The organism is Streptomyces sp. NPDC090798, from assembly GCF_044768965.1.
GTDB lineage: Bacteria > Actinomycetota > Actinomycetes > Streptomycetales > Streptomycetaceae > Streptomyces.
This window is the reverse complement of record NZ_JBIVXA010000018.1, coordinates 154,262-176,837: the sequence shown is the minus strand read 5'-3', so window position 1 is coordinate 176,837 and position 22,576 is coordinate 154,262. Positions and strand designations below refer to the sequence as shown.

Below are 22,576 nucleotides of genomic sequence, written 5' to 3'. Positions count from 1 at the left end.
CGAGCCGGGCCGCAGGATTTCCTCTCAACGTGATCCCCGCCACATGTGGGAAGACCCCGCGCCCGGACGGACGGGGAACGTCTGAACGAAGGCCCGCCTCGTGCCCCAACTCTCCAAGGCGCTCAACGTGCCGACCCCGACCCCCGCCGTACGCAAGCCGGGATCGGCGTGGACCGAGCTGCCCCGCCTTCGCGAGCGCCGGCACCGAGCCGGCCGGCCGCGTCCGTCCCGGGTACGCCCGCGCCACGAAGCGGCCCGAGCCGGAGACCGCCGTGAAGCCGGCCACGATCGCGCTGTAGAGGCGGTAGCCGTCGTGCAGGGTCACCGGCCCCTCGGTGGCGAGGCGTTCAAGGAGGCCGCGGCCGCGGTGCGCCGACTGGCCGCCGAAGGGCTGCTGGTGGGACCGTGCGGGCAGTACGTCAACGAGTACAGCCCCGAACAGCAGCGCCGACGCGTCAAGCAGCTGCGCGAGCGCGCCAGTGACCTGCGCCGCGAGGCACTCGAACTGACGAAAACGGCCCGGGAGATCGAGCAGCAGATGACCTCCGACGACGACTCCAAAGCCGCGTGATCCCGCCCCGCACCGGCGCCACGCGCCTGGTGTCATTGGCGAGATTCGGCGCGACCCAGGTACGGCTGTCGTCCTCGTGGTTCCACACGAAGGCATCGGGTCGGCGGATTGTCGGAGGGGCATGACCCAGATACGCCAGAAACCCGTCACGGGATGATCTTGGAGTCCGGGAAGTTCTCTACAGGATGTTAGGTACCCCGACATCGGGACAGCCGGTGGCGCTGAGAACGATCATTGCCCGATCGGCGTGAGGCCGCTGACCCGTTCTCGTACTCGCGGCGGGCCTTGGGGGCTTGAGGAACATCTATGCCAGATCGTGCGCTAAGCGTCCGGGGCCGCTGGTGGGCGCCCGCTGCGGTGCCGACCGTGAGCGGTCCGCGAAGTCGTCCCGCAGATAACAGCCCAATATCTGCGGTGACGTGATCCGTCACCTGTGTGACGTTCTCCAGCCGCTATGTGAAGCGGCCCTGTTATCTGTGGCGAGGGGGAAGTGATGCCCACCGTCGTGCAGTTGTCGGCCCGGCAGGAGTTGACCGTCCGCGCGGCGGCGACGTGTTCCTCGATTCGCTCGGCAACCCGAACACGGTCCGCAACTACGGGATCGGGGCCGACAAGACCGCTGAGCGGATCGGCGAGGCCCGACCGCTGGCGTCGGTCGCGGACGACGAGATCGGTGAGGCCCTGGAACTGCTGTGGGGCACCGCGGCGGTCAACACCTGGAACTCGCGCCGAGCGGGAGTGCTGTCCTGGCTCGGCTGGTGCCGGGAGCGCGGCTACGAAGCCCCGATGGTCCCGGCCTGGGCGAAGCGGCTGACGGCGCCTGACTCCGAGACCCCGGCCCGCTCGAAGATGGCGATCGACCGGCTGATCGCCCGGCGCGAGGTGCACCTGCGGGAGAAGACGCTGTGGCGGATGCTGTACGAGACCGCCGCCCGCGCGGAGGAGATCCTCGGTGTGAACGTCGAGGACCTGGACTTCGCCGGGCGCCGCTACCCGGTCAAGGCGAAGGGCGCCCGGAGCAAGGCCCGCCTCCGGGGCCAGGCGCGCGAGGACTACGTGCTGGATACCGTGTACTGGGACGCCGGCACCGCCCGGCTTCTGCCCCGGCTGCCGAAGGGCCGCACGCGCGGGCCGGTGTTGGTCACCCACCGCCACCCAGGTCCGGGCAAGGTCGTCAGCCCTCGGGATGTCTGCCCGGACACCGGGCTGGCCCGCCTGTCGTACGGGGCAGGCCCGCGCGCTGCTGGACGAGCACACTGCCCTACGCGGCCTGGGAACGGGCTGGGACCTGCACGAGTACCGCCACTGCGCCCTGACCCACCTCGGCGAGCAGGGCGCCTCGCTGCTGATGCTGACGGCGAAGTCCCGGCACAAGAAGCCGGAGAACGTCCGCCGCTACTTCAAGCCTTCTCCGGAGGTGATCGCCGAGCTCACCAGCCTGCTCGCCCCCAGAGACGCCCGCCGCTGAAACGTCGCCGCCCGTCAGAGCAGGGCCGTTCGGGTGACGGGGTTCGTGTCCAGGACGCGTGGCTGCTCGCTGGCCGCCCGGGGGGAGGCGATGATCCGTGCGGCCCTGGGGGAAGGGGGTCAGCCTTCGCGGCTGGGGAGCATGGCCAGGGCCTGGGAACGCTGTGCGACGAGGTCGTCGTAGGTGCCGTCGCGCTCGGCCCAGCGGTGCATGAGGACCCCCTTCACCAGGATTTCGCGGGGGGTGGGGTCCTCTGAGAGCAGTTGCACGACCTCGGTGGCGAAGTCGTCGAGCGGCAGCGCGTGCGGGTTCACCTTTTCCTGGCCTGCTGTGGCGACGGCCGGCGGGACGAGTTCGACGACGCTGACGCCGGTGCCGTCGAGTTGCGCGCGCAGCGCCTCGGAGTAGGCGTGCACCGCGGCCTTCGAGGCGGCATAGGTGGGCATGGGCGGGAAAGGCAGGAAGGCGATGCCGGAGGTGACGGTGATGAAGGTGCCGGCGCCCCGCCGGACCAGGTGCGGGGTGAAGGCGTCGATCACCCGGATGGTGCCCACCAGGTTGGTGTCGATCGTCGTCTCTGCCGCCTCGAAGTGCGCGGGGTCGCGCAGGTCCTCCAGGAGCATGACGCCCGGCATCGTCACCACGGTGTCCAGCTCGGGGTACCGGGCGAGCACGGCGTCACGGGCAGATGCGACGGCGGCACTGTCGGTGACATCGATGCTGATCGTGCCGAAGCCCTCTCCGGCGAGTTCCAATAGTGCCTCCGGGCTGCGGCCGCCAACGGCCACGGTGCTGCCCGCTGCGGCGAACCGGCGGGCCAGCTCTCGCCCGATACCCGAGGTCCCGCCGACGATGAGAACGGTGCGGTTGGAGAGATCCACGAGATCTTCCCTTCAGTCCAGGACGCCGACGGCGTTCAGGCCCGCGGCGCATCCAGTCCTTTGTGAACAGTGCTACCGCAGTCTTGGCGGCATCCGCTGGGTGTGACAGTGCCCCCGTCTTCCCTGGTCCTACCAGGGCCCCCTCTGAGTCACGCACACCGCATTACGGTGTCGGTATGAAGGATGAGGAATCCGGCAACCGGCTCGGCAGCTACCTGCGCGCCCGGCGCGAGCTGATCTCACCGGCACAGGCAGGGATCCCGCCCGGCGGCAACCGCCGCGTGCCCGGCCTGCGCCGTGAGGAAGTCGCCCTGCTCGCCGGAATCAGCCCCGACTACTACCTGCGACTGGAACGCGGCCGCGACAAGAACCCCTCACCTCAGGTCCTCGAATCACTCGCGCGTGTCCTGCGCCTCGACGACGTCGAGCGGACGTATCTGCTCGGCCTCACGGCAGCACGCCCCAGGGCTCCGCGCCGCAAGCGACCCGAGCACGTACCGGCACGGGTGCACCAGCTCCTCACCCACCTTCAGATTCCCGCGTTCGTCGAAGGGCGTGCGTTCGATGTCCTGGCCTCCAACCCCATGGGCGTCGCGCTCTCCCCGCGCCTGCGGCCCGGCCAGAACCGGCTTCGTTCCCTCTTCCTCGATCCCGAGGAACAAGCCTTTCACCAGGACTGGGCCAAAGCCGCCGCCAGCTTCATCGCCGCTCTTCGCACCACCATCGGGGACGACACCGACAACCCCCGGTTTGTCGAACTCGTCGGAGAGCTCGCACTGTCCAGTCAGCGGTTCCGCACCCTGTGGGCCCGACACGACGTCCGCAACCTCGACGGAGGCACCACCACCGTCCACCACCCCATCGTCGGTGAACTGCGGCTCCACCGCGACAAACTCCCCATCGACGACGTCATCCTCGTTGTCTACTACCCCGACAAGGACAGCGACAGCGACGAGAAGCTGCAACTCCTCGCCGCACTCTCACAGACCGAACCCGCCGACACAGCACACAGCAGGCCGGCAGACGCCCCACACCCGAAAACACCCTGACGAACACCGGCCTCCCGGCAGTACAGCCAGAACGGCCGCGCCACGATGTCCGCCATCCGCGGACCGCCTCGGCGCCCGGTCATTAGTCGTCGGTGGCGTCCGGGGCGCGCAGGGGCCGCAGGCCGCCGGGCAGGTCGGGGAGCTGGAAGAAGTAGCGGCCCAGCATGTTGATGTGATGGCGGACGAACGGGGAGAGGCGGCCCACGTCCTCGTCGCGGACCTCGACCCGTCCTCGCGCAGCTGCGTGACGGCGGCGTCCATGTACCTCGTGTTGAACAGCACGAGCGCACTCAGGACCAAGCCCAGCGCGCCGATCTGATCCTCCATGCCGTCCTGGTAACGCTGGTAGAGCTGTCCGGCCTTGCCGTGGAAGATCTACCGGGCGAGCGCGTGGCGGCCCTCCTGAGGTTGGCCTGCACCTTGATCTTCCGCCGGTAGGCCGGTTCGTCGGCCAGGCGCAGGATGTACAGGGTCTTGGCGATCCGCCCGTAGTGGGCGATCGCGTCGCCCAGCGGGGTCGGCCGGCCGTCGCGCGAGAGCATCCGGATCACGTCGTAGCCCGCACGGCCCCGGTGTGGATGGAGCCGATGATCCGCAGGATGTCCTCCCAGTGCCGCTCGATGCGGACCAGGTCGACACGGCTGTGGGCCGCGTCCTGGAACGCGCCGTAGTCGGCGGCACGGACGATGCGCCACATCTTCTGGTCCGGCAGGTCCGCCGGCTGCGGCGCATAGGTGAACCCCGCCAAGGTCAGGGGTCCGAAGACAATGTCGGAGTACGAGGCAGTATCGGTAACGGTCATGTCCGGGCGCTTGCCACCATCGCGGTTGTACAGGACATCCAGCACATACAGCGAGTCGCGCGGGGTGCCGGCCACCACCTTCCCGCCGAGCCCTGCCGGCTGGTCATTGATCATGTTCAACCAGGTGGCCCCGCCCCGCCGCCCGAAGAATTTCGGGTTCGGCCGGGCGTACACCGACGGCACCACAAACCGCATCCCGTCGACCGAGGCGACCAGACCGCCGCCCCGCGCACTGGCGAGCGGGATCGCCGCCTGGGTGGCGATCAGTGTGGCGTTGGCGGCCCGGTAGGTCGCCAGCCGCAGATACGTCTGGTCGACGTGGGACAGCCGCCCGTACTTAAGCGCGTCGATGCCGCTGATCACCGGGGTGTAGCCGACGTTGCAGCCGTGCGCCACCAGCAGCGCCGCGATGGTGACCGGCAAGTCCCGCAACCGGGCCTCGCCGCCGGTGACCGAGGCGAGCGCCTGGTCCGCGCCGGTCCAGGAGAACATCTCCAGCAACACCTCCGGCAGGTCCACGCGGAGCAGCATCGGGTTCACCGCCGCCCGCAGGTCCAGGAGGGAAGCCGGTTCGGGCTCCGGCGCCAGGGCCGGCTTTGGGGCTTACCTCGGCGCTACCCCCCTTACGGTCGGGTGAGAATTTCGGCTCCGCTGTCGGTGATGGCGATGGTGTGCTCGCTGTGTGCGGTCCGGCAGCCTGTCGCGCTGCGCAGCGTCCAACCGTCGGCGTCGGTGACGAGTGTGGCAGTGTCGGCCATGACCCAGGGCTCCAGGGCGAGCAGCAGTCCGGGGCGCAGCTTGTATCCGCGGCCGGGCCGTCCGGTGTTCGCGACGTGTGGGTCCTGGTGCATGGTCGAGCCGATGCCGTGGCCTCCGAACTCGGTGTTGATCGGGTAGCCCGCCTTGCTGAGGACCGTGCCGATGGCGTGGGAGAGGTCGCCGATGCGCGCCCCAGGCTTGGCGGCGGCGATGCCGGCGGCGAGTGCACGTTCGGTCGTCTCGATCATCGCGACGCTCTCCGCCGGCCTGGCCTTGCCCACCAGAAAGCTGATCGCGGCGTCCGCGGCGACCCCGCCCCTGGCTACGGCGAGGTCGAGAGTCAGCAGATCCCCGTCTGCCAGCGTGTAGTTGTGAGGCCGCCCATGGAGCACTCCGTCGTTGACGGCCGTGCAGATGTAGTGCCCGAACGGGCCGCGCCCGAAGGAAGGCGCGTAGTCGACGTAGCAGGACTGCGCTCCCGCCTCGGTGATCATCTCCTTGGCCCACTGGTCGATGTCCAGCAGGTTCGTCCCGACCGTGCTGCGCTGCTTCAGCGTGTGCAGGATGTTTCCGACCAGGGCGCCGGTGTCCCTCGCCCGCTCAAGCCGCGCGGAGTTCAGGATCTCAATCATGGGGGACCTCTCATGTATGTCCAATAACTATCCCGGTCTAACTGTACCGGTATTAGAATGGGGTCATGGTCAGGTTGCCGCTCACCCCCGCCGAGGTAGAACGCGGACAGCGCCTTGGCGCCCTGCTCCGCCGAGCCCGGGGCTGCCGCTCGATGCTGGACGTGGCGCTCGCTTCGCACATCTCGCCGGAAACTCTGCGGAAGATCGAATCCGGCCGTGTGGCTACCCCCGCCTTCCCGACCATCGCAGCGATCGCCGACACCCTCGCCCTGTCTCTCGACGCCGTCTGGGCCGAGATTAGCCAGGCGGAGCGAACCGTCGAGGATCAGTCGGTCCTGCCTGTCACACGGCATCCATCGCTGGTTTCGTAACGCCGCACTCAGAGAGTCAGCGGTTCACTGACCGCGCTGTGCCGGTACGCCTGCGCGCACGCTGATCACCTCGTCGACCAGCCCGAGCACCGCCTAGCGGACCTCGGCGGCTACACCGACCTGGCCGCCTGTCGGCTCCGTCGCTTCCTGCCCGAAGGGCGCGAGCGCCCGCACCCTCGCGCTGTGCCCGCACACGGGGAAGGTGTGGGAGACCCGGTAGCCGACGCACTCGCGGCAGGCGGCCACATCGCCGTTCTCCTCCTTCGGCATCGCGGTGCGGTTGGAGATCCGCTCCTCCCACTCGTGCCCGGCCGCACACCACCACCACACCGCGACCTGCATCTTCGGCGTCGCCTTCTGCGGCGTCAGCCCGCCGTTGCGCTCCTGAAGCCACATCGCGGCGACCTGCGGATACGCTTCGACCAGCGAGACCCCTAACGCGCCACGGTCCCCTTCCTCTGCTCGGTCAGGCCGCCTGACCGAAGCCCTCGCTGGTGAGGTTCTCCTCCCGCAGCCGTGTGAAATCCACATTCAGCTTCGGGTCGTACGCCTCCGGCTGGATGCCGAGCTCATGGGTGCTGTACTCGCCGAACCGCTTGATGTGCTCGGTCAGGTACGGCGAGATGTGGGCCAGGTCCTTGGGGTCGATGGCGTAGCCCTCCTCCTGGAGCTGGCGCACGATCTCGGCGATGTCCAGGGCGTTGTGGAAGATCACCGCGTTCGTGAGCTGAGCGTTGAATTTCGCGGTCTTCTCCTGCTCGACGGGGTCGTTGTCGGTGATGACGCCGCCGTTGCCGAAGCCAATCCACTGGGAGAAGCCGTTGAACGCCTCGATTCTGTGGAATCAAATTTGTCAAGTAGTTCAGCCTTTGCCCTGGTTGAGGTTCGGCCGAGATACGGCCGGGGATGGCAGAGCCTCTTGATGTCCGGTCAGGATTGTTCGTAAGGGACCCCTCACCGAGCGGACGCAATGAAGCCGCGGCGAAATCGGAGGATGCGGGGGAACGTTTCGGCTCGGCCGCTCCTCCTGACCCGCCGATGCGGTTCCGCAAGAGACCCGCCGAAGGCGAGAGGCGTTTCCATGGCATCGAGCACGACCTCGGGCAGGCATGCTGCCCCCAGACCTCTCCCGGCCGCCGAGGGGGCGGAGCACCGATGGCTGGAGGTGCGCGGCGCCAGGTTGCACGTGGCCGAGTACGGAACCGGCACGCCGGTCCTGCTGTTGCACGGTTTCCCGCAGCACTGGTTCGCCTGGCACCGGGTCGCCGTCCTGACGGCTGCCGGACACCGGCTGATCTGCCCGGACCTGCGGGGCTTCGGCTGGTCGGAGCAGACCAGGCGCGGCTACGACATCGAGGGCTTGTCCGACGACATGCTTGCGCTGATGGACGCTCTTGGCCTTGACCGGGTGGGCCTGGTTGGGCACGACTGGGGGGCCCACGTGGGCTTCCGGCTGTGCCTGCGGGCACCGGAGCGGTTCAGCGGCTACCTGGCGCTCAATATGGCCCACCCGTGGGCCCGGCACCGGGCGATCCTGCCGAACCTGTGGCGGCAGTGGTACACCGCCTTCATCGAGTATCCGGTGATCGGCAAAGCCGTGCTGCGCCGGTGGCCGGCGTTCACCCGCTTCCTGCTGCGCCATCAAGTCGCCGACCGGTCGGTCTGGCAGGTCGACGAAGTGGCCGAGTTCACCGCCGCCGCCCGCGTCGGCGCGCACGCCGGGCAGGCCATGTTCTGGCAGTACGTCGTCCGGGACATCCCGGCGCTGCTGCGCGGCGCGTGGCGCGGGCATCGGCTCACCGTGCCGACCGTGCTGCTGGGCGGCGAGCGGGACAATGTGATCCCCTCGTCCATGCTGGCCGGCGGCGAGGGCCATGCGGACGACCTCACCGTACGCATCGTGCCCGGCGCTGGCCACTTCCTGCCCCGGGAGGCCCCACAAGCGGTGGCCAAGGCGATGAAGGAGCTGTTCGTGACGGGCCGCTAAAGCCGCTAACGTGCGGCCGCCCGGAGCGCGACTCTGCGGACGAATGCCTGCCCGCGGCGGGCCCCGAGCAGTCGGCCGTACACCGACTGGACCGGCCGCAGGACGGCGGGACGCGCCGCACCGAGCACCGCGAAGCGCGTGCCGTCGCCCTCCGGGGCGGCGGCCATGCCACCCACCACGAGGCGCGACTGCATCAGGCACCAGCCGGGAGCCAGCCGCACCTCGAAAGCGCCGCGGACACCCAGCGGTCCCACCGCCCGGGCCGGCTTGCGATCGGCGTCACCCGGCGGGACGCGGAACTCGCGCAGGAAGGGCACGAGGTGCGGCAGCTCACCCGCCAGATCCTCGGCGACCGCCCACACCTCGTCGTACGGCAGGTCCAATCGCTCCTCCGCGTACATCGCGGCATGCAGTCCCGCGGCCATCACCCGCAGCCGCGCCACGCAGTCAACGCTCATCGCTGCCACGCCTTCCGGAACGCCGAACGGGCACGATGCAGACGGGACTTGACCGTACCCGGCGCGATGCCCAGCACCTTGGCGGCACTTCGTTCATCCAGCCCCTCCAGCTCGCGCAGTACGAGCACCGCGCGGTGATGCACCGGCATCCGCGCCAGCACGTCCCGCACCTGTACGGACAGCTCGCCGTCACCACGAGGGACGAGGCCGCGCAGGCGGGCCACGTCATCCGGGTCGACGGCACGCGCGACAGCAGTGCGCCGCGCCACCCTTACCGCCTCGCGCACGGTGATCGTGCGCGCCCAGCCGTAGAACGCCTGCGGATCACGCAGCCCCCGCACTCCCAGGAAGATCGCCACCAGCGCCTCCTGGACGGCGTCCTCGCTGTCCGACACGGCAATCGGCCGGCACAGCCGGGTCACGTACGGTGTCACCAAGGTCAGCAATTCGTCCATCGCCAGCACGTCCCCAGTCCGTGCGGCGCGCACCAGCGCGGCCGCGGCGTCCCACGGCCGCTGGTCTTCTCCCGCCGAACCGTCCATCGCCCTGGACATTACCGTCCTGGTCTCACCCGCCGATCGTCCGCAGCCGCATCCCTTCCGGCCGTATCTCGGCCGAACCTCTGGTTGACCTCGACGATCGGCAGCAGCGCCGCCGACGGTGGGACGTCGAGTTCTCGCGGAGTCGGGCCTGACGGAGTCGGGACATCGGCGAGGCGGCCAAGCAACTGGTCGAGGGCGTCCTGGCCGTCGTCGACGGCGGCGCGTTCTTCGTCGCTGAGCGGCATGCTGGCGAGCATGCGTTGCAGGTTGTCCTTGGCCTCCAGCAACTGGGCCTTGCTCGACCCCTTCGGCGTGCGTGCCGTTCGGGGATGAAGCTCGAACCCGCCGAAGCCGTCCACCGCCGCTGCGGGCACTCCCAGGGCGCCGGCCTGCACGCGCAGGGCCTTCGCCATGCGCCCAGGCTCATGCCTCCGCTCCCGAGCAGGAAGCACGACTGATCGTCGCCACCACGAACATGACGGCGGTTCAGGCAGGCCCTCTCATGGACCGCCGCCGACGCGGGACAGCCCTTGGGGCGTGCGGGTCAGCCGCCCTGACCGGCGCTTCCGACCGGGCCGACCTTCACCGGGGAGCCGGAGCCGTCCGTGACGGGCAGGGTGGCGGCGCCCGGCCAGTTGAGGGTGACCGACTTCGTCTCGTCCGGCGGGGTCACCACCAGCCCGGTGACGCGAACGCCGGAGCCGCCCGACTTGTTGAACGGGTAGTTGATGGGGAAGTACGTCGACTTCCCGTTCTTGAGGATGGCCGAGCCGGCCTGCTGGCCGGTGCGCTTCGCGGACAGCGATCCCGCGTTGGTCTTCAGGTCGACGCCCGCGTACCCGGAGATCGTGCAGTCCCGGCCGCCGCGGTTCTTCAGCTCGACCACGACGGTGCCGTCGGGGTCGCCGTCGATGGTGTTGTCCTTCGCCGTGATCTCCAACTCGTCGGTGCGGCACTTGCCGACCTTGGCGTTCGCGTGGGAGCCGGTCCCGGCAGCCGTACCCGTCCCGCCGGAGCTCGTTGCGCCGGAGTTCGTCGCGGAGCTCGTCCCGGCGGAGTCCTTCGCGCCGCTCTGGTCCGAACTGCCCGAGTCCGAACCGCCGCCCGAGGACGACGCGGTGGCCCCGGACGACGCGGTGGACGTGGACGACGGGTCGCTCTGTGCCGTGCCGGCGTCGTCGTTCTGGCAGGCCGTGAGCGAGAGACCGGCGGCGACGGCCAGGGCGGCGAAGGTGAGCTTGTGAACGCGCATCGTTTCTTCCTCAGGATCGGTTGGCAGTGCCGGCCGCTCGGTACCGGTCGGTACGAGCGAGCGTTTCCGATCACCAAGACCGGCCCGGCCAGGCGGCGCGTTCCGCCCAACCACCCGCTAATACATCCCTGTTACACGTACTGCCAGGCACAACGCGCACCACCAGCGGGCGCACCGCGCCGGGGCACGCCGCCGGCCAGCCGGGACGGCGGTTCCCGCCACCGTTCCGCACCTGTTCGGGGCCGCCGTCCGCTGGGACAGACCCGTAACCCGGCGGATCTTGACCCCACAAACCGGCGGCATACCCTCCTCAACCCACCTCGCCTCGCCTGCCACGATTTCCACGATCTCGGGACTTGTGCAGGACTCGCGGACAGGCGGAGAGTGTCGGGCTCTCGTCGGTCGTCCGGGAGAACTCCGGGCCCGCGAATCCGGCGACCGGGCTCTGCTCGGCGCATCACGGTCGCACGCCGGCTCGCCAAGTGCGTGCACGACGCGGGAGGGTCCGCGTTCGTCGGCACGCTGGAGTACAAGACGGTCAGGCACGGCCGCACCTTCGCCAAGGTGGACCGCGCTTTCCCGTCCTCTCAGGTCTGCTCGGCCTGCGGATTCCGGTACGGCCCCAGGCCCCTGCACGTCCGAGAGTGGACGTGCGGCGCGTACGGCACCGACCGCCACCGCGCCCACAGCGCAGCCCGCGACGTCCTCAGCGCGCCCGCACTCGGAAACGCAGCACCCTCCCGCAGCCATGCACGGCGGAGACCGGCCGATGATGTGACTGATCCTTCTCGCCGGCTCGCGCGGGGCGCCGCGAGACACGAGGTTTCTCATTACCCCGCTACCTACAGCATCAGTGGCGCAGGATGGAACTGCACCCTGAACACACTCACCTGCACCCGTAGCGACGTCCTCCCCGCCGGGAGCAGCTACCCTCCCATCACCCTGAAGGTCGACGTCTCCTGCACGGCCCGCTCCCAGGTGACGAACACCGCCATCGGCGGCGACGACACCACTACCCGCACCGCCACCGACCTCACCAAGATCGACCGCCACAACCACTACGAGCGCTGCGAGCACCACGACCACTGGTAACCGAACTGACCTGTGCCAACGGCGGGGACGTCCATGAGGGCGGCCCTGCCGTTAAGCACGCGCTGCTGATCAGCAGCGGGAGCTTCGCGAGCGCCGAAGCCGGCAGTGGTTCACCAGCCGCGCTGATCGAGTGATGGCGACAGCCGTGTCCTCGTTGCGCCGCATGGTGTGCAGTTCGGTGTGGTGTCGTTCTGCTGGTGGTCCATCCGTGCGTGGGCGGTCCGCCCACCTTCCCCGGAAGCCCGGGCGACAGACAAGGCGGGGACCGGGAACGGAGACCACGGGATGGCGAGCTCAGCGGCCGCGGTGTTGTCGGCGGCTCAGCCCTGGACCGCTCAAGACACCTGGCTCCTGGTGGTGGTGGGTGTCTCCATCGCCCTCGTCGTTCTGCTCATCAGCTGGTTGAAGATCCACGCCTTCCTGGCCCTGACGGTGAGCTCCCTGACCGTCTCACTCCTGGCTGGTCAGCCCGCCGAAAAGGCCGTCGGCTCCTTCACGACCGGGATGGGCCGCATTACAGGCTCGGTTGGCGTGCTCATTCTCCTTGGCGCGATTCTGGGCCGTATGCTGGCCGATTCCGGCGGTATCGACCGGATCGTCGACACCTTGACCCGCACCGTCCGACCCGAATGGCTGCCGTGGGCGATGACCCTGGTCGCGGCCCTCGTCGGGTTGCCGATGTTCTTTGAGGTCGGCTTCGTCATGCTGATGCCGTTGGTGCTGCAGCTGGCGAAGCAGCTCCACTACCCGGTGCTGCGGGTGGGCATGCCCGTTGTGGCCGGTCTGGCCACTGTGCACGCGCTCGTCCCCCCTCACCCGGGGCCACTGATCGCGATCCAGGCAGTGCACGCCTCGATCGGGCTCACCATGCTTTTCGGGCTCCTGATCGCGCTGCCCTGCGCCATCGTCGTCGGCCCTCTGTTCACCGCCTATATCTGGCCCCGTGTGCCGGCCCACGTGCCCGACTCCGTCGAAGCCGCCTTCACCACCACCCCTCACGACAAGAGCGACGACGCGGGCGCCAGCGGTGATGTGGAGGGTGTCGAACGAGCGCCACGCAGGCTACCGAGCCTCCCGGCGACCCTCGGCACCATCCTGCTCCCTATTGTGCTGATGGCACTCAAGGCGATCTTCGACAGCATTCCCATGTCCCACGGCACGCTGTACACCGTCGTAGAGTTCCTGGGCACCCCGATGATCGCACTGCTGGTGGCGGTATTCGTGTCGCTGGTGACATTCGGATATGCGCTCGGCGCCGACCGGCGCCACATCCAAGCATCCCTGGCCAAGAGCTTCGCGCCCGTCGCGGGCGTACTGGTGATCGTCGCGGCCGGCGGAGGATACTCCCAAGCCCTGCAGGACACCGGTGTCGATCGTGCCGTCACCCTGGCGGCAAGTCACCTCCACCTCTCGCTGCTCCTGCTCGCGTGGCTGATCGCCGCCTTGATGCGAGTCGTCGTCGGGTCCGGCACCATCGCCACCATCACCGCAGCCGGCATCGTCGGCCCCCTCGCGGACGGCCTGGCGCCCACTCAGGCAGCGCTCCTCGCCCTGGCCCTGGGCTCGGGATCGACATTCATGGGGCATGTCAACGATGCGTCGTTCTGGATGATCAAAGAGTATTTCGGAATGTCGGTCGGTGGCACGTTCAAGACCTGGACGGTGTCCCACACTCTGCTCTCGTTGACATCCTTGGGCTGCATCATGCTGCTCAACGCCGTCGTGTGACACCCCTTTTGGGCCGACGACCACGGGCTGTGCGGCTGGGGTCGGGATGGTTGATGTGGTGTCAGGTGCCGTCTCGTAGGCGATGGGACGGCGGACGACCGCACGCGCTGTCGGCGCCGCCACGAGGTCGGCGACTGGCACGCCTCCCAGCGCAACCCTTTCAACGGCACCCGAGCACCTCGTCCAGGCCATCCGGCACGGCCTGAGAAAGGGGAAGGAGGCGACAGGCACGTCATCCACCCGCTCCATCGGTTGTGGGATCCCCCGTGTCCGGAGGAAGTTTTAGCGTATTCGCAGTGATCCTTTGACCAACCCCAACACTCAGGTTTGTGAGCTGTCATGCAAAACGAACGAAAGGCCAGTCGAGGGCGCGTCGTCGTCGGCGTCGACGGCGAAAAGGGAAGCACCGCGGTACTGCAGCGCGCGGCGGAAGAGGCACGGCGCCGGGATGCCACCCTCCTGGCCGTCATAGTGTGGAGTCCGTTCGGGGGCGAATACGTCGAGCGTATGTTTCCTTGTCCGGAGCTGAGCACATCGCAGGAGGCGTTGGCCCGGGAAACACTCGACACGCAGTGCGAGCGCGCTTCTCTTCCCAACGACGTGCCGGTGGAGCACCGAGTGGCAAAGGGCGTTCCTGGACCGGTACTGACGAGTCTGGCTCGGGGAGCCGAAGATCTGCTGGTGGTGGGTCGCAAGCGCCGACAGGTCCTCCGGCGGCTGCGTCGCACGGTCGACAAGTACTGCCTTCAGCACGCGGCATCACGTGTACTGGTCGTTACAGCGCCATGACACGGATGGATCGGCATCGGGAGGGCGGCCAAGCCTAGCGAGGCCGCTCCCCGATCCGCTCGGCCGCCTTTTCGGCGATCATGATTGTGGGTGCGTTGGTGTTTCCGCTGATGACAGTCGGCATGACCGAGGCGTCGACGACACGGAGTCGCTCGACTCCGTAGACCTCCAGGTCCGAATTGACGACCGAGTCGTGTCCGGTGCCCATGGCACAGGTGCCCACTGGGTGATACGACGTGGCACTCCACCTGCGGACGTGCTCTTCGAGAGCCGCGTCGTCCAGGCCGTCCAGACACTCCAGGTCGTCGCTGGGCGGCAGGTACGACCGCGCCAGGTATTCGGCGAAGGGTGCGCAGTGGGCGATGCCCATGACCGCTCTGAGCCCGGCGACCATGACCGGCACATCCGCAGGCACGTCGAAGTACCGGGGATCGATCAGCGGTGGGGCCTGCGGATCAGCTGACGCGAGACGGACGGTGCCGCGAGTCTGCGGGTTCAGGGGGACGCAGTTCATCGTGAACACCGGCTGGTCGGATACTTCCTCACCGCTGAGAATGAGTGCCGTGGCCCCTCCCACCAACTGGACGTCAGGACGGCTGTTGCCGTCCGTGACGTTGAGGAACGCGCCGACCTCGCCGTAGTTGGAGGCGAAGGGCCCGTCGCCGTGGGCACGCCACCGTTCGAGGTTGTCCGGGGTGAGCAGGTCCCGGACGATGTCAGTGGAGTTCCGGGTCTCCCACACGACGGGAGCCATCAAATGGTCTTGCAGGTTCCGCCCGACCCCGGGCAGGGGGACTCGGACGTCTATCCCCACATCGTGCAGCTCGTCGGGATCGCCTATGCCCGACAGGAGCAGCAACTGGGGCGAGTTGATGGATCCGCCGCAGAGCAGGATCTCCCTGTCGGCGTGGGCCGTCCGCTCCTGTCCGTCCCGGAGATGGGTGACGCCGGCCGCGCGTGATCCCTCGAGCGTGATCTTTGTTGCCAGGGCGCCGGTGCGTACCGTGAGATTGGGCCGGCCAAGAGCGGGGCGCAGATAGGCGTCGGCCGTGGACCACCGTCGCCCGTGATGGCAGGTGACCTGGTACAGGCCGGCGCCGGCAGGGGACGCACCCGCGAAGTCGTCGTTGTGGTCCAGTCCCCATTCCACGGCGGCGTCCAGCCAGGACCGTGACAGTTCGTGGGTGTAGACGCGGTCCTCGACGTGCAGGGGTCCGTCCGAACCGTGGTAGGGCTCGCCGAGGCGGCGGTTCGACTCGGACTTCATGAAATACGGCAGGACGTCGTCGTAGCCCCAGCCTTTCGCACCGTGCTCGTCACGCCAGCTGTCGTAGTCGTGCCGGTTGCCCCGGGTGTAGATCATGATGTTGGTGGATGATGAGCCGCCCAGTGTCTTGCCCCGGGGCCAGGAGAAGGTGCGGCCCGGCTGGGGCTGCTCGACCGTCCGGTAGCTCCAGTCGGTATGCGATCCGAAGAGCATGCCGAGCGCGGCTGGGATGTGGATGAGTTCGTCGGTGTCGGGGCCGCCCGCTTCGAGGAGTAGCACGCGGACGCGGTCGTCGCGGCTCAGGCGTTCTGCGAGTACGCAACCGGCGCTGCCGGCGCCCACGATGACGTAGTCGAATCCTTCGGTTCCGGTGGAAGTCATGCTGGCTCTCCCTCGCCCGGCGGACGGCCGTCGCCTGGACTCGCCCGAGCCGGGCGACGGATGCGGGCCGTGGCGTCAGGGGTGGTAGATCGACTGGAGTTGCTGGTATGCGTGAAGCCCTTCGGGCCCCAGTTCGCTGCCGAGTCCACTGGCCTTCCTGCCTCCGTAGGGGGAGGTGAGGTCGGGCAGATAGCCGTTGAGCCCGACGGTGCCGGTCCGGATCCGGCGGGCCACCTGGGCACCGTGGTCCAAGTCCGTGGTCCAGACGGTGCCGGCGAGACCGTAGACCGACTCGTTCGCCAGGCGCACTGCCTCGTCCTCGCCGTCGTAGGGCGTGATCGTGAGGACCGGGCCGAAGATCTCCTCCTGCGCGATGGTCGATGAGTTCTCGACGTCGGCGAATACGGTGGGTTCGACGAACCAGCCTCGGTCGAGGCCGGGCGGCCGGCCTCCTCCGGTGGTGAGCCGAGCCCCCTCGTTGAGGCCGGTCTTGATGTACCCCAGCACACGTTCGCGCTGGCGCTGGCCGACGAGCGGGCCGATCTGGGTGTGGGGGTCGAGCGCGTCACCGACGACGGCGTCACGGGCCATCGCCGTGCAGAACTCGACCACTTCCCGATACCTGCTGCGGGAGGCCAGGATCCTGGTGCTCGCGTAACAGGTCTGACCGTTGTTCAGCAGACTGGCCATGAAGAACTGCTCTGCGTTCGCGGCGAGGTCGGCGTCGTCGAGGACGACGGCGGCGGACCTGCCTCCCAGTTCCAGGGTCACCGGCCGCAGCAACTCGGCGCATGTGGCGGCCACTTGGCGCCCCGCCCGGGTGGAGCCGGTGAACGACACCCTGTCGATGTCAGGATGGGCGACCAGATACGCGCCGGTGTCGCGGCCGCCCGCAACAATGTTGATCACGCCGTCGGGGATGCCCGCTTCCTCGACCGCCTCCGCCAGCAGCACCGAGTCGAGGACCGTCTCCGGTGCCGGCTTGAGGACGAGCACGCAACCGGCCGCCAGCGCCGGGGCCATCTTGAAGAAGGCGATGGTCTGAGGGAAGTTCCAGGTCATGATGGCGGCTACGACGCCTGCGGGTTCCCGGCGGACCAGGGTGGTGCCACGGGGCAGTCCGGTACGCAGTTCCTCGCCCGTCATGCTGTCGGCCAGACCCGCGTAATAGCGCAGCAGGGCGGATGGCACCACACCTTCGAAGGACCGGGCGACAGTGATCGGCATGCCGTTCTGCGCGCTGACGGCGTCGGACGTCGCCCCCTTCCTGGCATCGAGCGCGTCCGCGAGACGGATCATGGCGGCCGCGCGACGTCCAGTGCCCCAGGATGCCCAGCCGGTCGGTGCGTCGAATGCGGCACGAGCGGCCCCGACCGCCCGGTCGATGTCGCCCGGGGAGCCGTCCGGTACGGCACCGAGGTGATCGCCGGTACTCGCGGATACGGCGTTGATGACGCGATCGCCGGATGCGCGCACCCAGCGCCCGCCGATGAACAGATGGTTGGGATCCATGGTGGACTTCTCCTCGGCATGGCCGTGGGCTCACGGCACTCCGTGATGTTCGAGATGTGGATGGCCCCGCGAGCACGAGGGTGCTCAGCGCGGTACGCAGGCCGCTGCCAGTTGCGGCTTCCCGGGCCATGGCCCGGCGCGTCGAACCTGCGGGTGGGGCTACATCTGCGACGCCCCTTGCGGCTGGTACCGGCCTCACGAGGAGCGCTTTCATGATTCAAAACTGAATAAATGCGACATTACACCCATCTGGGGTAATGCGTCACCAGATGGGTAGGAGATCGGCGGAAAAACTTTGGGAAAGGTGGCACCTCGTGAGGACATATGGCGGAGCAACGGCGGAACAGCGCGCTTCGCTCCGCCGTAGGCGCCTCATGGAAAGCGGCCTCGAGCTCTTCTCCAGCCGGGGATACGCCCACACCTCCATCAGTGCGGTACTCCGCCACGCCGGGCTGAAGGACAGGTACTTCGCGGAGAGCTTCTCGTCCCTCGACGATCTCATGGCAGCACTCATGAGAGACATCTACGAGGAACAGATCACCCGGTGCGCCGAGGCGATCGGCACCGACCAGCCGCTGCGCGACCGGGCTCGAAACATGATCGACGTCATCGTCGGGCTTCCTCTGGAAGACCCGAGAAAAGGGCGCGTCAAACTCGCGGAATCCCTGGGTGCCGGTCCCCTCACAGCACGCGAACGGCGTCTGGGCCTGCAGCGCATGAGCGGCCTCGTGGACTCCCTCCTGAGGGAAGGGCTTCACGATCCCCGGATCGACACCGCCACCCTGTCCGTGGCCGTCGTGGGCGCGGTCAGCGAGATGCTGCTGAGCTGGTTCAACGGAGTTCTGGACATCTCGAGGAAGGAGCTGGTGGATCAGGGCCTCCTCCTCTTCGAGGCCATCACCGAGCACGCCTCGGCGACATCACGAGAATGACAGCGCAGCCACCGTCGCGAGACCGAGCGCGTCCACGACGCGACGGCCCGCAGCGTCATGAGGCGGCGCCGACGCCGTCGCGTGCGGACTCGGCCGGGCGGAGCCACTGCGCGATGTGCGTGCGGTGACCCAGCCCTTGAAGGGGCGGTAAAGGCCGGCTCGCGCCGCCGGCAGCAGAGAGAATTCCGCCAGCCGGTACGAACCGCAGAGGATTCCGCACCCGGCAGACGGAGCTTGCCGGCCAGGTCGATGTGGTCCGCACTCGGTCCGGTTTTCAAGGGAGTGGGGCGTTTCAGTGAGCGTCGCGGGCATGGCCGGCCGCCCGCCGCGTCGCTGGTGGCCTGGGTTCGCTGTGTTCGCTAGCGTCGGTCCATGTTGCATACGAGATTTACCGAAATATTCGGTATCGCTTACCCGGTGATGGCGGCCCCCATGGGCTTGCACAGCGGCGGGACGCTCGCCGCCGCTGTTTCCGCGGCCGGCGGGCTCGGCTCCTTCGGGGGTACGCATCCTTGGAAAGGGCCTGACTGGATCCGTGCGGAGATCGCGACCATTCGCGCCTCGACGGACCGCCCGTTCGGAGTCGGCTTCATCACGCCGTTCCTCCCCTTCACCGAGCCGCATTTCGCTGCCGCGCTGGAGGAGCGGCCCGAGATCATCGCGCTGTCGTTCGCCGACCCCCGGCCGTGGCTTGCTCGCGCCAAGGACGCGGGAGCCCGGGTGATGTGCCAGGTGCAGAACTACGATGACGCGAAGACGGCCGTCGCCGCGGGTGCCGATGTCCTCGTGGCGCAGGGTACCGAGGCCGGTGGCCATACCGGGGCGATGGGTCTGCTGCCGTTCCTGGCCGGGATCGTGAGGCGCTATCCGGATGTTCCGGTGCTGGCCGCAGGGGGCATCGGCGACGGTCGAACGCTCGCGGCGGTTCTCACAGCCGGTGCGGACGGCGCCTGGTTGGGCACGGCGTTTCTCGCCACGCCCGAAGCGGTCGAGGTGCACGATGCCCACAAGCGCCTGATCGTGGAGAGCGATGGCAGCGACACCGTGCGGACGCGGACCTACGACATCGTGTCGGGGCTGCCGTGGCCGGCGGCGATCGGCGAACGCGTCCGCCGCAATCGGTTCACTGATGAGTGGTCAGAGCGTGAGGCGACGCTGCGGGACCGCAGAGAGGAATTCGCGCCCCCGGAAGGCGTCAACCCCTTCGCGGCCCCACCCGATCCCGACACCAGCGAGATCATCTACGGCCAGTCGGCGTTCTTCGTCGATGCCGTCCGCCCTGCCGCGGAGGTGGTCCGGACGATCAGTGACGAGGCGGAGGCAATCCTGGCCTCGCGGCCTCGATCGCTGCTGAGCTGACCGCGTGTGTGACGTGCGAGGCCGGTCCGCCGGGACGGTCCCGGCCCCCGGTGGCATCCGGTCGCAGGTCGGACCGCGTACGCCCGTACGCGGCGTTCGATCGTGACGCGGTACACCACTTGCCGAACCGGCTCGACGCGCTCGCCACCCGTCCCCCGGGCCAGGAGGAGGAGTACTCCGATCTCGGCTACGCGGTCCTCGGCGAGGCCCTGACCGCCGCATCGCCCAGACCATCGCTGCGGCGCCCTCCTCGGACCCCCCACCATGCCTGCGTGGACGTGCCAGTTCACGGACGGGCTTGCGTGCGGTCTCGCACGATGATCTTGCCGGTGTTCTCGCCGCGCAGCATTCCCAGGAACGCGTCCACGATGCGTTCGAAACCGTCCACCACCGTCTCGTCCAGAGCGAGCCGGCCGCTCTGCAGATGCGGCACCGCGAACTCGTACAACTCCTCCTGCATGTCACGGTAGTTGCTGACCAGGAAGCCCTCCATGCGGAGGCTCTTCTCCACGATGTCCGCGTAGTTGAAGCGCGGCGACGGCGCGTCGGGGGTGTTGTACTGGCTGATCGTGCCGACGCGGACGATGCGCCCGAACTCGCGCAGCGCTCCCACCGCCGCGGCCAACTGTGCGCCGCCGACGTTGTCGACGAACACGTCGATGCCGCTCGGCGCGGCCTTGCCGAGCAGGTCGGCGGCGGGCCCGTCGTGGTAGTCGAAGACGGCGTCATAGCCCACCTCCCGCGTGAGGTGGGCGGCCTTCGCCGCCGAGCCCGCGCTGCCCACGAGCCGTCCGGCGCCGAGCAGTCGGGCGAACCGCCCGGTCGCCGTGCCGACCCCGCCCGCGGCGGCCGACACGAACAGGTCCTCCCCCTCCTGGAGCCGGGCGATCCGGGTCAGGCCCACATAGGCGGTCAGGCCGGTGCCGCCGAGGGTGCTCAAGTACGCGGTCAGGGGCACCTTGTCGAAGCGGGGCAGCTGCCGGATCTCCTCGGGCGTGACCACCGCGTGCGTGCGCCAGCCCTGCCGGTGGAACACGATCTCGCCCTCGGTCAGCCGGGGCGTGCGCGAGGCGATCACCCGCCCGATGGCGCGGCCCTCCAGCGGGGCGTCGAGCGCGAAGCCGCCGGGCACGTCGTCCATCATCTCGCGGTGGTAGGGGTCGACGGACCAGTAGAGGTTTTCCACGAGTGCGCTGCCGGCTGCGGGGTCGGGAAGCGTGGACTCGACGAAGGCGAAGTGCTCGGCGGTGGGAAAGCCGTGGGGGCGGGCGGTCTGGTGCACGGTGAGCGCGGTCTCGTTCATGCCCGGACCGTAGGGCGGGAATGCGCCACCTGGGCAACCGGTTGGGCTCATGCGACACCCCGTTCCATGAGCAGTTCTCATACGTTGAGGTGAGCGCCCCGTGGCCCGCACGACCGACTCCGATCTCGCCCCGCAGGAACTGCGCGTCCTGGTGGCGGTCGCGGACACCGGCGGCTTCTCGGCCGCGGCCGACGCACTCGGTCTGACCCAGTCCGCGGTCTCCCACTCGGTTCGCGGCAGCGAGCGCAAGGTCGGTGCCGTCCTCTTCGACCGCGGCCGCACCGGCGCCCGCCCCACCCCCGCCGGAGAGAAGGCCGTCGCGCACGCCCGCCGCATCCTGCGCCTGCTGGACGTCCTGACCTTCGAGGCGCGCGGCACGGCCCGGCCCGATGCTGCGGAGGGGCCGCTGCGGATCGCGGCTTTCCGCAGCGCGGCTCTCCACCTGCTGCCGCCCGTCCTGCAGCGGCTGCGCGCCCGGCACCCCGGGATCGAGCCGCGGGTGCGGATCGTACGCGAGGTGGGGCGCGGCACTGCGGGTGAAGTGGCCGACGGGAAAGCCGACATAGCCATCGCCACGCTGGGCGGCTCCGTGCTGCTTCCACCGGGTCTGGTCGCGGGCGGGCTCCTCGAAGAGCCGTATGCGCTGGTGCACGCGACGGGTCAGGCCGCCCCGCGCTCGCTGCCGCTGGTCGACTGGGCCGAGAACTGTGGCTCGTACACCCGCGCCTGGTGGGCTGCGCAGGACTGGATCCCGAAGGCGACCGTCGAGGCCGAGGACGACGGAGCGGTGCTCTCCTTGGTGAGCGGAGGTCACGGAATGGCGATCATGCCGGCGCTGTCCCTGGTCGGAGCACCGGACTCGGTCGGGATCACTGATCTCGGCCCCGAGCGCCCGACACGCCAGGTCGGCTATGTCACCACCTCCGAACTGGCCGGATCCGCTGTCGTGCGCGCCTTGGTGAGGGAACTGCGGGCGACGGTCCCGCAGGATGTGAGCCTTCTCAGCGGCAACGCCTGACGAGCGCAGGACGAGAACGGCAGGGGACTATTCATCGCCGCCACTCTGGCCAGCCGGTGGGGCACCCGTTACGGGGAGGAAGGGAAGACGATCTGGGTCGAGCAGGATCTGAGTCCGGGATAGGGGAACGTGTCCCCCGCCACGATCATCAGCGACCGAAGGATCACGGGTCTGTCGGCCGCTGTGATCGCCGAACTCGCCTTTGGGGTCCCCCCGTTGTGGCACGAGCGGCACCAGGCCAGGATTTGTCTCCCTCACCAGCCCGCAAACCAGGTACATGCTTTTACCGGCGGAATTGGCCGACGCGCGGCGGCACGGGCTGCGGGCACGGCGGCGGGATCAGCTGGCGCGGGTGCAGGAACGGTCGGCGCGGAATGCGGCTGCCGCCCTGGCGGCGGGCGCGCGTTGGGCAGGGCCGCCCGG

At 68.9% G+C, this 22,576-nt stretch carries 20 protein-coding genes and 4 pseudogenes; 12 read left to right on the top strand and 12 right to left on the bottom strand.

The annotated features are described in order from the left end of the window. Nucleotides 1–313: 313 nt before the first annotated feature. Nucleotides 314–571 (top strand): hypothetical protein, encoded by a 258-nt coding sequence (locus tag ACIQTP_RS33120; protein WP_403406976.1) that lies wholly within the window; start codon nucleotides 314–316, stop codon nucleotides 569–571. Between the two features lie 493 nt (nucleotides 572–1,064). Further along, a pseudogene (locus tag ACIQTP_RS33115) lies at nucleotides 1,065–2,039 on the top strand (site-specific integrase). Nucleotides 2,040–2,158: 119 nt separating this feature from the next. On the opposite strand, the gene ACIQTP_RS33110 reads toward ACIQTP_RS33115, so the two are convergent. Beyond that, entirely contained in the window at nucleotides 2,159–2,920 is a 762-nt protein-coding gene (locus tag ACIQTP_RS33110) for an SDR family oxidoreductase (RefSeq protein ID WP_403406974.1), read from the bottom strand. Nucleotides 2,921–3,096: 176 nt separating this feature from the next. Between ACIQTP_RS33110 and ACIQTP_RS33105 the strand changes: the two genes are divergently transcribed. Beyond that, a complete protein-coding gene (locus ACIQTP_RS33105) occupies nucleotides 3,097–3,969 on the top strand; it encodes a helix-turn-helix transcriptional regulator (protein WP_403406972.1) in 873 nt (290 codons plus the stop codon). 82 nt (nucleotides 3,970–4,051) lie between these two features. On the opposite strand, the pseudogene ACIQTP_RS33100 reads toward ACIQTP_RS33105, so the two are convergent. Continuing rightward, nucleotides 4,052–5,362 (bottom strand): annotated as a pseudogene (locus tag ACIQTP_RS33100) (transposase); the annotation flags it as partial. A gap of 32 nt (nucleotides 5,363–5,394) precedes the next feature. Continuing rightward, a complete protein-coding gene (map, locus tag ACIQTP_RS33095) occupies nucleotides 5,395–6,162 on the bottom strand; it encodes a type I methionyl aminopeptidase (protein WP_171401685.1) in 768 nt (255 codons plus the stop codon). A 65-nt stretch (nucleotides 6,163–6,227) separates the two neighbouring features. On the opposite strand from map, the gene ACIQTP_RS33090 reads away from it, so the two are divergent. Further along, nucleotides 6,228–6,533, top strand: a complete 306-nt coding sequence (locus ACIQTP_RS33090) for a helix-turn-helix domain-containing protein (protein ID WP_403406970.1) — start codon at nucleotides 6,228–6,230, stop codon at nucleotides 6,531–6,533. 93 nt (nucleotides 6,534–6,626) lie between these two features. Here the strand turns inward: ACIQTP_RS33090 and ACIQTP_RS33085 are convergent, their stop codons facing one another. Both ACIQTP_RS33085 and ACIQTP_RS33080 read right to left on the bottom strand, forming a co-directional pair. Then, nucleotides 6,627–7,064, bottom strand: a complete 438-nt coding sequence (locus ACIQTP_RS33085; RefSeq protein WP_403406969.1) for a zinc-ribbon domain-containing protein — start codon at nucleotides 7,062–7,064, stop codon at nucleotides 6,627–6,629. After that, nucleotides 7,000–7,368: a Tn3 family transposase gene (locus ACIQTP_RS33080; RefSeq protein ID WP_403407019.1), complete on the bottom strand. Its 369-nt coding sequence runs from the start codon at nucleotides 7,366–7,368 to the stop codon at nucleotides 7,000–7,002. Before ACIQTP_RS33080 ends, ACIQTP_RS33085 begins: the two co-directional genes overlap by 65 nt. 246 nt (nucleotides 7,369–7,614) lie before the next feature. On the opposite strand from ACIQTP_RS33080, the gene ACIQTP_RS33075 reads away from it, so the two are divergent. Then, nucleotides 7,615–8,520 (top strand): alpha/beta fold hydrolase, encoded by a 906-nt coding sequence (locus ACIQTP_RS33075; protein WP_403406967.1) that lies wholly within the window; start codon nucleotides 7,615–7,617, stop codon nucleotides 8,518–8,520. A 5-nt stretch (nucleotides 8,521–8,525) separates the two neighbouring features. Here ACIQTP_RS33075 and ACIQTP_RS33070 read toward each other — a convergent pair whose 3' ends face one another. The 4 genes from ACIQTP_RS33070 to ACIQTP_RS33055 all read right to left on the bottom strand — a co-directional run bounded on the left by ACIQTP_RS33070 (nucleotide 8,526) and on the right by ACIQTP_RS33055 (nucleotide 10,772). Then, complete coding sequence (locus tag ACIQTP_RS33070; protein WP_403406965.1) at nucleotides 8,526–8,978, bottom strand: hypothetical protein; 453 nt, start codon at nucleotides 8,976–8,978, stop codon at nucleotides 8,526–8,528. Beyond that, nucleotides 8,975–9,520 carry an RNA polymerase sigma factor gene (locus ACIQTP_RS33065; protein WP_403406963.1) on the bottom strand — a complete coding sequence of 182 codons (546 nt, stop codon included), beginning with the start codon at nucleotides 9,518–9,520 and terminating at the stop codon, nucleotides 8,975–8,977. The genes ACIQTP_RS33070 and ACIQTP_RS33065 overlap by 4 nt, the downstream gene beginning before the upstream one ends. Nucleotides 9,521–9,531: 11 nt before the next feature. Then, nucleotides 9,532–9,933, bottom strand: a complete 402-nt coding sequence (locus ACIQTP_RS33060; RefSeq protein ID WP_403406961.1) for a hypothetical protein — start codon at nucleotides 9,931–9,933, stop codon at nucleotides 9,532–9,534. A 131-nt stretch (nucleotides 9,934–10,064) separates the two neighbouring features. After that, a complete protein-coding gene (locus tag ACIQTP_RS33055) occupies nucleotides 10,065–10,772 on the bottom strand; it encodes a DUF4232 domain-containing protein (RefSeq protein WP_403406959.1) in 708 nt (235 codons plus the stop codon). Here ACIQTP_RS33055 and ACIQTP_RS33050 point away from each other — a divergent pair. From ACIQTP_RS33050 to ACIQTP_RS33040, 3 genes and pseudogenes are all read left to right on the top strand, one after another. Next, nucleotides 10,761–11,417 (top strand): annotated as a pseudogene (locus tag ACIQTP_RS33050) (zinc ribbon domain-containing protein); the annotation flags it as partial. The gene ACIQTP_RS33055 and the pseudogene ACIQTP_RS33050 overlap by 12 nt on opposite strands. A gap of 732 nt (nucleotides 11,418–12,149) precedes the next feature. Then, nucleotides 12,150–13,592 carry a GntP family permease gene (locus tag ACIQTP_RS33045; RefSeq protein WP_402049929.1) on the top strand — a complete coding sequence of 481 codons (1,443 nt, stop codon included), beginning with the start codon at nucleotides 12,150–12,152 and terminating at the stop codon, nucleotides 13,590–13,592. Between the two features lie 339 nt (nucleotides 13,593–13,931). Beyond that, entirely contained in the window at nucleotides 13,932–14,381 is a 450-nt protein-coding gene (locus ACIQTP_RS33040) for a universal stress protein (protein ID WP_403406956.1), read from the top strand. A gap of 34 nt (nucleotides 14,382–14,415) precedes the next feature. Here the strand turns inward: ACIQTP_RS33040 and ACIQTP_RS33035 are convergent, their stop codons facing one another. Beyond that, complete coding sequence (locus ACIQTP_RS33035) at nucleotides 14,416–16,029, bottom strand: GMC family oxidoreductase (protein ID WP_403406954.1); 1,614 nt, start codon at nucleotides 16,027–16,029, stop codon at nucleotides 14,416–14,418. Nucleotides 16,030–16,104: 75 nt separating this feature from the next. After that, the gene (locus tag ACIQTP_RS33030) at nucleotides 16,105–17,541 is read right to left on the bottom strand and encodes an aldehyde dehydrogenase (protein WP_403406952.1); all 1,437 of its coding nucleotides are present in this window, start codon (nucleotides 17,539–17,541) and stop codon (nucleotides 16,105–16,107) included. Nucleotides 17,542–17,798: 257 nt separating this feature from the next. Between ACIQTP_RS33030 and ACIQTP_RS33025 the strand changes: the two genes are divergently transcribed. Together ACIQTP_RS33025 and ACIQTP_RS33020 are read left to right on the top strand one after the other, a co-directional pair. Continuing rightward, a complete protein-coding gene (locus ACIQTP_RS33025) occupies nucleotides 17,799–18,473 on the top strand; it encodes a TetR/AcrR family transcriptional regulator (protein WP_403406949.1) in 675 nt (224 codons plus the stop codon). Between the two features lie 372 nt (nucleotides 18,474–18,845). Next, complete coding sequence (locus tag ACIQTP_RS33020; RefSeq protein ID WP_402049943.1) at nucleotides 18,846–19,832, top strand: NAD(P)H-dependent flavin oxidoreductase; 987 nt, start codon at nucleotides 18,846–18,848, stop codon at nucleotides 19,830–19,832. A gap of 286 nt (nucleotides 19,833–20,118) precedes the next feature. Here the strand turns inward: ACIQTP_RS33020 and ACIQTP_RS33015 are convergent, their stop codons facing one another. Beyond that, nucleotides 20,119–21,135, bottom strand: a complete 1,017-nt coding sequence (locus ACIQTP_RS33015; protein WP_403406945.1) for an NADP-dependent oxidoreductase — start codon at nucleotides 21,133–21,135, stop codon at nucleotides 20,119–20,121. A gap of 100 nt (nucleotides 21,136–21,235) precedes the next feature. Here ACIQTP_RS33015 and ACIQTP_RS33010 point away from each other — a divergent pair, with 100 nt between their 5' ends. Further along, the gene (locus ACIQTP_RS33010; protein ID WP_403406942.1) at nucleotides 21,236–22,153 is read left to right on the top strand and encodes a LysR family transcriptional regulator; all 918 of its coding nucleotides are present in this window, start codon (nucleotides 21,236–21,238) and stop codon (nucleotides 22,151–22,153) included. Beyond that, nucleotides 22,154–22,276 (top strand): annotated as a pseudogene (locus ACIQTP_RS33005) (ATP-binding protein); the annotation flags it as partial. Nucleotides 22,277–22,576 lie beyond the last annotated feature (300 nt).